Source organism: Streptomyces globisporus (assembly GCF_003501885.1).
Lineage (GTDB): Bacteria > Actinomycetota > Actinomycetes > Streptomycetales > Streptomycetaceae > Streptomyces > Streptomyces globisporus_D.
Genome location: NZ_QWFA01000271.1, coordinates 1 through 6,037, shown reverse-complemented (window position 1 = coordinate 6,037; position 6,037 = coordinate 1). Strand labels below are relative to the sequence as shown.

Below are 6,037 nucleotides of genomic sequence, written 5' to 3'. Positions count from 1 at the left end.
CCGGGGCTCCGCCCCGGACCCCGCCGCTCCTCAATCGCCGGAGGGGCTTGAATATGTCGCCCGGAGCCGCGGAATGAAACTGCCCCTCCGCTGACAGCAGCGGCGGAGGGGCCGGAATGCTCACCGGAGCGGCTGGTGAGGCCGGTCCGCCGCCGGGTCCCCCGGGGCTCCGCCCCGGACCCCGCCGCTCCTCAATCGCCGGAGGGGCTTGAGTTTGTCGCCCGACGCCGCGGAATGGGGCGCCCGGAGCCCCGGGAAGCGTCGGCGCCTCCGTTCGACGTGCTCGTCAGCGGAGGCGCCGGGCGAAAGCGTCAGCCGAGCTTGGAGATGTCGCGGACCGCACCCCGGTCCGCGCTCGTCGCCATCGCCGCGTAGGCGCGCAGCGCGGCCGAGACCTTGCGGTCGCGGTTCTTCGGGGCGTACACCCCGTTCAGCGCCTCGCGGCGGGTGGCCAGTTCGGCGTCGTCGACGATCAGCTCGATCGAGCGGTTCGGGATGTCGATGCGGATCCGGTCGCCGTCCTCGACGAGCGCGATCGTGCCGCCGGAGGCCGCCTCGGGCGAGGCGTGGCCGATGGAGAGGCCCGACGTACCGCCGGAGAAGCGGCCGTCGGTGACCAGGGCGCAGACCTTGCCCAGGCCCCGGCCCTTGAGGAAGGAGGTCGGGTAGAGCATCTCCTGCATGCCGGGGCCGCCGCGCGGGCCCTCGTAACGGATGACGACGACGTCGCCCGGCTGGATCTCCTTGCGGAGGATCTTGTCGACGGCCTCGTCCTGCGATTCGCAGACGACGGCCGGCCCTTCGAAGGTCCAGATGGACTCGTCGACGCCGGCCGTCTTCACGACGCAGCCGTCCTCGGCGAGGTTGCCCTTGAGGACGGCGAGGCCGCCGTCCTTGGAGTAGGCGTGCTCGACGTCGCGGATGCAGCCGCCCGCCGCGTCCAGGTCGAGGGTGTCCCACCGCTCGGACTGCGAGAAGGCGGTCGCGGAGCGGACGCAGCCGGGGGCCGCGTGCCACAGCTCGACGGCCTCGGGGGACGGGGAGCCGCCCCGGACGTCCCAGTCCTTCAGCCACTCCGCGAGGGTGTCGGAGTGCACCGAGTGGACGTCCTCGTTGAGCAGGCCGCCGCGGTGGAGCTCGCCGAGGAGGGCGGGGATGCCGCCGGCGCGGTGGACGTCCTCCATGTAGTACGTACCGCCGGGGGCGACGTTCGGGGCGACCTTGGCGAGGCACGGGACGCGGCGCGAGACCTCGTTGATGTCTTCGAGGTCGTAGGCCAGCTCGGCCTCCTGGGCGGCGGCCAGCAGATGCAGGATCGTGTTCGTCGAGCCGCCCATGGCGATGTCCAGCGCCATCGCGTTGTCGAACGCGGCGCGAGTGCCGATGGAGCGCGGCAGGACCGTGGCGTCGTCCTGCTCGTAGTACCGCTTGGTGATCTCGACGATCGTGCGGCCGGCCTCCTCGTACAGCGCCTTGCGGGCGGTGTGGGTGGCGAGGACCGAGCCGTTGCCGGGGAGGGAGAGGCCGAGGGCCTCGGTCAGGCAGTTCATCGAGTTGGCGGTGAACATGCCGGAACAGCTGCCGCAGGTGGGGCAGGCGTTCTCCTCGATACGGAGGATGTCCTCGTCCGAGATGGACTCGTCGACCGCGTCGCTGATCGCGTTGACCAGGTCGAGTTTTCGCACGGTCCCGTCGACGAGGGTGGCTTTGCCGGCCTCCATCGGGCCGCCGGAGACGAAGACGGTCGGGATGTTGAGGCGCATGGCGGCGTTCAGCATGCCCGGAGTGATCTTGTCGCAGTTGGAGATGCAGATCAGGGCGTCCGCGCAGTGCGCCTCGACCATGTACTCCACCGAGTCGGCGATCAGGTCGCGGGAGGGCAGGCTGTAGAGCATGCCGCCGTGGCCCATCGCGATGCCGTCGTCCACGGCGATGGTGTTGAACTCGCGCGGGACCGCGCCCGCGGCCTGGATCGCCTCGGAGACGATCCGGCCGACCGGGGCGAGGTGCGTGTGGCCGGGGACGAACTCGGTGAACGAGTTGGCGACGGCGATGATCGGCTTGCCGATGTCCGCGCTCGCTACGCCCGACGCGCGCATAAGGGCGCGCGCGCCCGCCATGTTGCGTCCGTGGGTGACCGTGCGGGACCTCAGCTGGGGCATCGTCGCTCGCTCCTTCGGCAGGGGGACTGCCTCCGACAGATAAAAAGGCTGTCTTCGAGCGTACGCCTCGGATCCAAGATCTGGACAGGCTGTCCGGAATGCGGGACGTGATGGTCGGTGGGTGGTCAGCCGCCACCCGCAGCCTCAGCCCTCGCCCAAGTATCTCTGGAGCGTGGGCGCCACCATCGCGACGATGTCCTCCGGGTCGGCGGAGGCGAGCGGCTCGGCGCGGACCACGTACCGGAGCATCGCGATGCCCAGCATGTGCGAGGCGGCCAGCTCGGCACGGAGGGTCGGGTCCGGGACGTCCAGCTCGGCCGCGACCCGCTCCAGCAGCCGGCGCAGCACGAAGTCGCGCAGGACGTTCGCGGCCGCCTCGTGGGTGACCGCCGAGCGCAGGATCGCCAGCAGGGGCGTACGAGTGCCGGGGTCCTCCCACACAGAGAGGAAGAAGCGCGCCAGCCGCTCCCCCAGGCCGTCCGGATCGCCGCCGAGCACGGCCGGGAGGACCAGGGCGGGTTCGAAGGTGACCTCGACGGCCGCCGCGAAGACCTCGTCCTTCGTGCCGAAGTAGTGGTGGACGAGGGCCGCGTCGACCCCGGCGGCCTTGGCGATGCCCCGGATCGACGTCTTGTCGTAGCCGCGCTCGGCGAACTCCGTGCGCGCTGCCTCCAGGATGCGCGTACGGGCGTCGGGGCCCTCGGACGCGGCCTTGCGGGAGGGGCGGCCCCGGCGGCGCGGGGCGGGAGCGCCGTCGGTCGTGGAGGTCGGTTCGGGATGCTCGGTCACGGGCGGAGGTCCGGCTCCTCGGTCACGGGCGGTGGATCTTCGGGGACGGGTCGGGGGCGGCGGAGGAGGTGGCCAGGTGGAGGCGGGTGAAGGCCAGCGCCTCCGCGAGATCGGCCTCGCGTTCGGCGGAGGACATCGCGCGCCGGGTGTTGACCTCGATGACGACATGGCCGTCGAAGCCCGTACGGGCCAGGCGCTCCAGCAGCTCCGCGCACGGCTGGTCGCCCCGGCCGGGCACCAGGTGCTCGTCCTTGGCCGAGCCCTTGCCGTCGGCGAGGTGGACGTGGGCGAGCCGGTCGCCCATCCGGTCCACCATGGCGAGCGCCTCGGTGCGGGCGGTCGCGGTGTGCGAGAGGTCGACCGTGAAGTGCCGGTAGTCGTCGTTGGTGACATCCCAGTCGGGGGCGTACGCGAGCATCTCGCGGTCCCGGTAGCGCCAGGGGTACATGTTCTCGACGGCGAACCGGACGTCCGTCTCATCGGCCATCCGCCAGATCCCGGTCACGAAGTCGCGGGCGTAGTTGCGCTGCCACCGGAAGGGCGGGTGCACCACGACGGTGGAGGCGCCGAGCTTCTCGGCGGCGGCCTTCGCCCGCTGGAGCTTGACCCAGGGGTCGGTGGACCAGACGCGCTGGGTGATCAGGAGGCAGGGGGCGTGCACCGCGAGGATCGGCACCCGGTGGTAGTCGGAGAGTCGGCGCAGGGCCTCGATGTCCTGGCTGACGGGGTCGGTCCAGACCATGACCTCGACGCCGTCGTACCCCAGGCGCGCGGCGATCTCGAAGGCCGTCGCCGTGGACTCGGGGTAGACCGAAGCCGTCGACAGGGCGACCTTCGCATCGGGGATGCGCACCACTGGTTCTGCCACCTGGACAGCGTACGGGCAGTGATGCGCCACTCCGAGTGGTCCTGGCCGAAAGTGATCAGGGCCATGAGCCCGTGACCGTACGTCACCGAAGTGGCGCGTCCCGTACGGTCTCTCCTCGCCTCACCCGGGCAGGGCGGCCCGTTCCGTCGGGAGGTGGTCGAGGCGGCGCAGGATGACGCCCTCGCGCAGGGCCCAGGGGCAGATCTCCAGCTCCTCGACGCCGAACAGGTCCATCGCGCCCTCGGCCACCAGCGCCCCGGCGAGCAGCTGGGCGGCCCGGCCCTCGGAGACGCCGGGGAGCCGGCCGCGCTCCTCGACGGTCATCGCCGCCAGCTTGGGCACCCAGTCCTCCAGCGCCTTGCGGCTCAGCGAGCGCTGGACGTACAGGCCCTCGGTGGAGCGGGCGGCTCCGGCGATCCGGGCGAGTTGCTTGAAGGTCTTGGAGGTGGCGACGACGTGGTCGGGTCGGCCGGCCCGGCTGAACTCGCCCACCGTCCGCGCGATGCTGGCCCGGACGTGCCGGCGCAGCGCCCTGACCTGTTCGGGGTCGGCCGGGTCGTCGGGCAGCCAGGCGCCGGTGAGACGGCCCGCGCCGAGCGGCAGGGAGACGGCGGTGTCGGGCTCCTCGTCGATGCCGAAGGCGATCTCCAGCGAACCGCCGCCGATGTCCAGGACCAGCAGCTTCCCCGCGGACCAGCCGAACCAGCGGCGGGCGGCCAGGAAGGTGAGCCGGGCCTCCTCCTCGCCGCTGAGGACGGCGAGGTCGACGCCGGTCTCGATGCGTACCCGCTCCAGCACCTGGTCCGCGTTGGTGGCCTCGCGCACCGCGGAGGTGGCGAACGCCAGCACGTCCTCGCACCCCTTGTCCTCGGCGGCCTGGACGGCGCCGGCGATCGTCGCCACGAGCCGGTCGATGCCGAGGGGGCCGATCGCACCGGTCTCGTCGAGCAGTTCGGCGAGCCGGAGCTCGGCCTTGTGCGAGTGCGCGGGCAGCGGACGGGCACCGGGGTGGGCGTCGACCACCAGCAGATGAACCGTGTTCGATCCCACGTCGAGGACTCCGAGTCTCATACGGGAACGCTACTGCGCCGCGCGACTTACTCTGGGCGCGTGCCAAAGACGAAAAAGGCTAAGCAGGACAAAGCCACGAAGAAGCCGAAGTCGAACAAGCAGGCGTCACAGCCGGAGGCGAACGGACCGGACCCGTCCGACGAGAAGGGCCTCGACTTCGCCCGGGCCTGGGTGGAGTTCCCCGACCCGGCCGACGACGAACAGGTCTTCCGCTGCGATCTGACCTGGCTGACGTCCCGTTGGACCTGCATCTTCGGCAGCGGCTGCCAGGGCATCCAGGCGGGCCGCGCCGACGACGGCTGCTGCACGCTGGGCGCCCACTTCTCCGACGAGGACGACGAGAAGCGGGTCGCCGAGAACGTGGCACGGCTCACCCCCGAGCTGTGGCAGTTCCACGACGTCGGTACGGAGACGGGCTGGGTCGGCGTCGACGAGGACGGCGAGCGACAGACGCGCCGCTGGGAGGGCTCCTGCATCTTCCAGAACCGGCCGGGCTTCCCCGCCGGGGCGGGCTGCTCGCTGCACATCCTGGCGTTGCGGGAGGGCAAGGAGCCCCTGGAGACCAAGCCGGACGTGTGCTGGCAGCTGCCGGTGCGGCGGACGTACGACTGGATCGACCGGCCCGACGACACCCGGGTGCTCCAGGTGACGATCGGGGAGTACGACCGCCGGGGCTGGGGCCCGGGCGGTCACGACCTGCACTGGTGGTGCACCTCGGCCACCTCGGCGCACGGGGCCGGTGACCCGGTGTACGTGTCCTACCGCCCGGAGCTGATCGAGCTGATGGGCAAGGAGGGCTACGACCGGCTGGTCGAGCTGTGCGAGGAGCGGCTGTCCTCGCTGCTGCCGATGGCCCCCCACCCGGCGGACCCGCCGCCGCCCGCGGCGAAGAAGAAGCGCTGACCGCACGGGGCCCGGGGGCGCCACGCCCCCGGGCCCCGTCGTCTGTCTGTCCCCTGTCCTCAGCCCGTCGGGGCCGGGTCGGTCGCGGGCGGGTCCGTGGGGCTCGGGTCGGTCGGGTCCGGTGACGGTTCGGGCGGGTCCGTGGGGTCGGGCGGATCGGTCGGGTCCGGCGGGTCCGGCGGGTCCGTGGGGTCGGTCGGGCCCGGCCCGGGGTCGGTGGGACCGGGGTCGGTCGGTCCCGGAT

Annotated in this window: 6 protein-coding genes; 1 reads left to right on the top strand and 5 read right to left on the bottom strand. The window is 72.1% G+C overall.

The features are described 5' to 3' along the window. Window positions 1-311: 311 nt before the first annotated feature. From ilvD to D3105_RS31465, 4 genes are all read right to left on the bottom strand, one after another. Window positions 312-2,162 (bottom strand): dihydroxy-acid dehydratase, encoded by a 1,851-nt coding sequence (gene ilvD / locus D3105_RS31480; protein WP_118906286.1) that lies wholly within the window; start codon window positions 2,160-2,162, stop codon window positions 312-314. Between the two features lie 144 nt (window positions 2,163-2,306). Continuing rightward, window positions 2,307-2,951 carry a TetR/AcrR family transcriptional regulator gene (locus tag D3105_RS31475; protein ID WP_118906285.1) on the bottom strand — a complete coding sequence of 215 codons (645 nt, stop codon included), beginning with the start codon at window positions 2,949-2,951 and terminating at the stop codon, window positions 2,307-2,309. A gap of 22 nt (window positions 2,952-2,973) precedes the next feature. Beyond that, the gene (locus D3105_RS31470; RefSeq protein ID WP_206273002.1) at window positions 2,974-3,807 is read right to left on the bottom strand and encodes a sugar phosphate isomerase/epimerase family protein; all 834 of its coding nucleotides are present in this window, start codon (window positions 3,805-3,807) and stop codon (window positions 2,974-2,976) included. 132 nt (window positions 3,808-3,939) lie between these two features. After that, window positions 3,940-4,890, bottom strand: a complete 951-nt coding sequence (locus tag D3105_RS31465) for a Ppx/GppA phosphatase family protein (RefSeq protein ID WP_118906284.1) — start codon at window positions 4,888-4,890, stop codon at window positions 3,940-3,942. Window positions 4,891-4,929: 39 nt separating this feature from the next. Between D3105_RS31465 and D3105_RS31460 the strand changes: the two genes are divergently transcribed. Further along, a complete protein-coding gene (locus D3105_RS31460; protein WP_118906283.1) occupies window positions 4,930-5,793 on the top strand; it encodes a hypothetical protein in 864 nt (287 codons plus the stop codon). 59 nt (window positions 5,794-5,852) lie between these two features. Here the strand turns inward: D3105_RS31460 and D3105_RS35015 are convergent. Beyond that, window positions 5,853-6,037, bottom strand: a 185-nt coding sequence (locus D3105_RS35015; RefSeq protein WP_206273000.1) for a hypothetical protein, incomplete at its 5' end; no start/stop codon positions are given.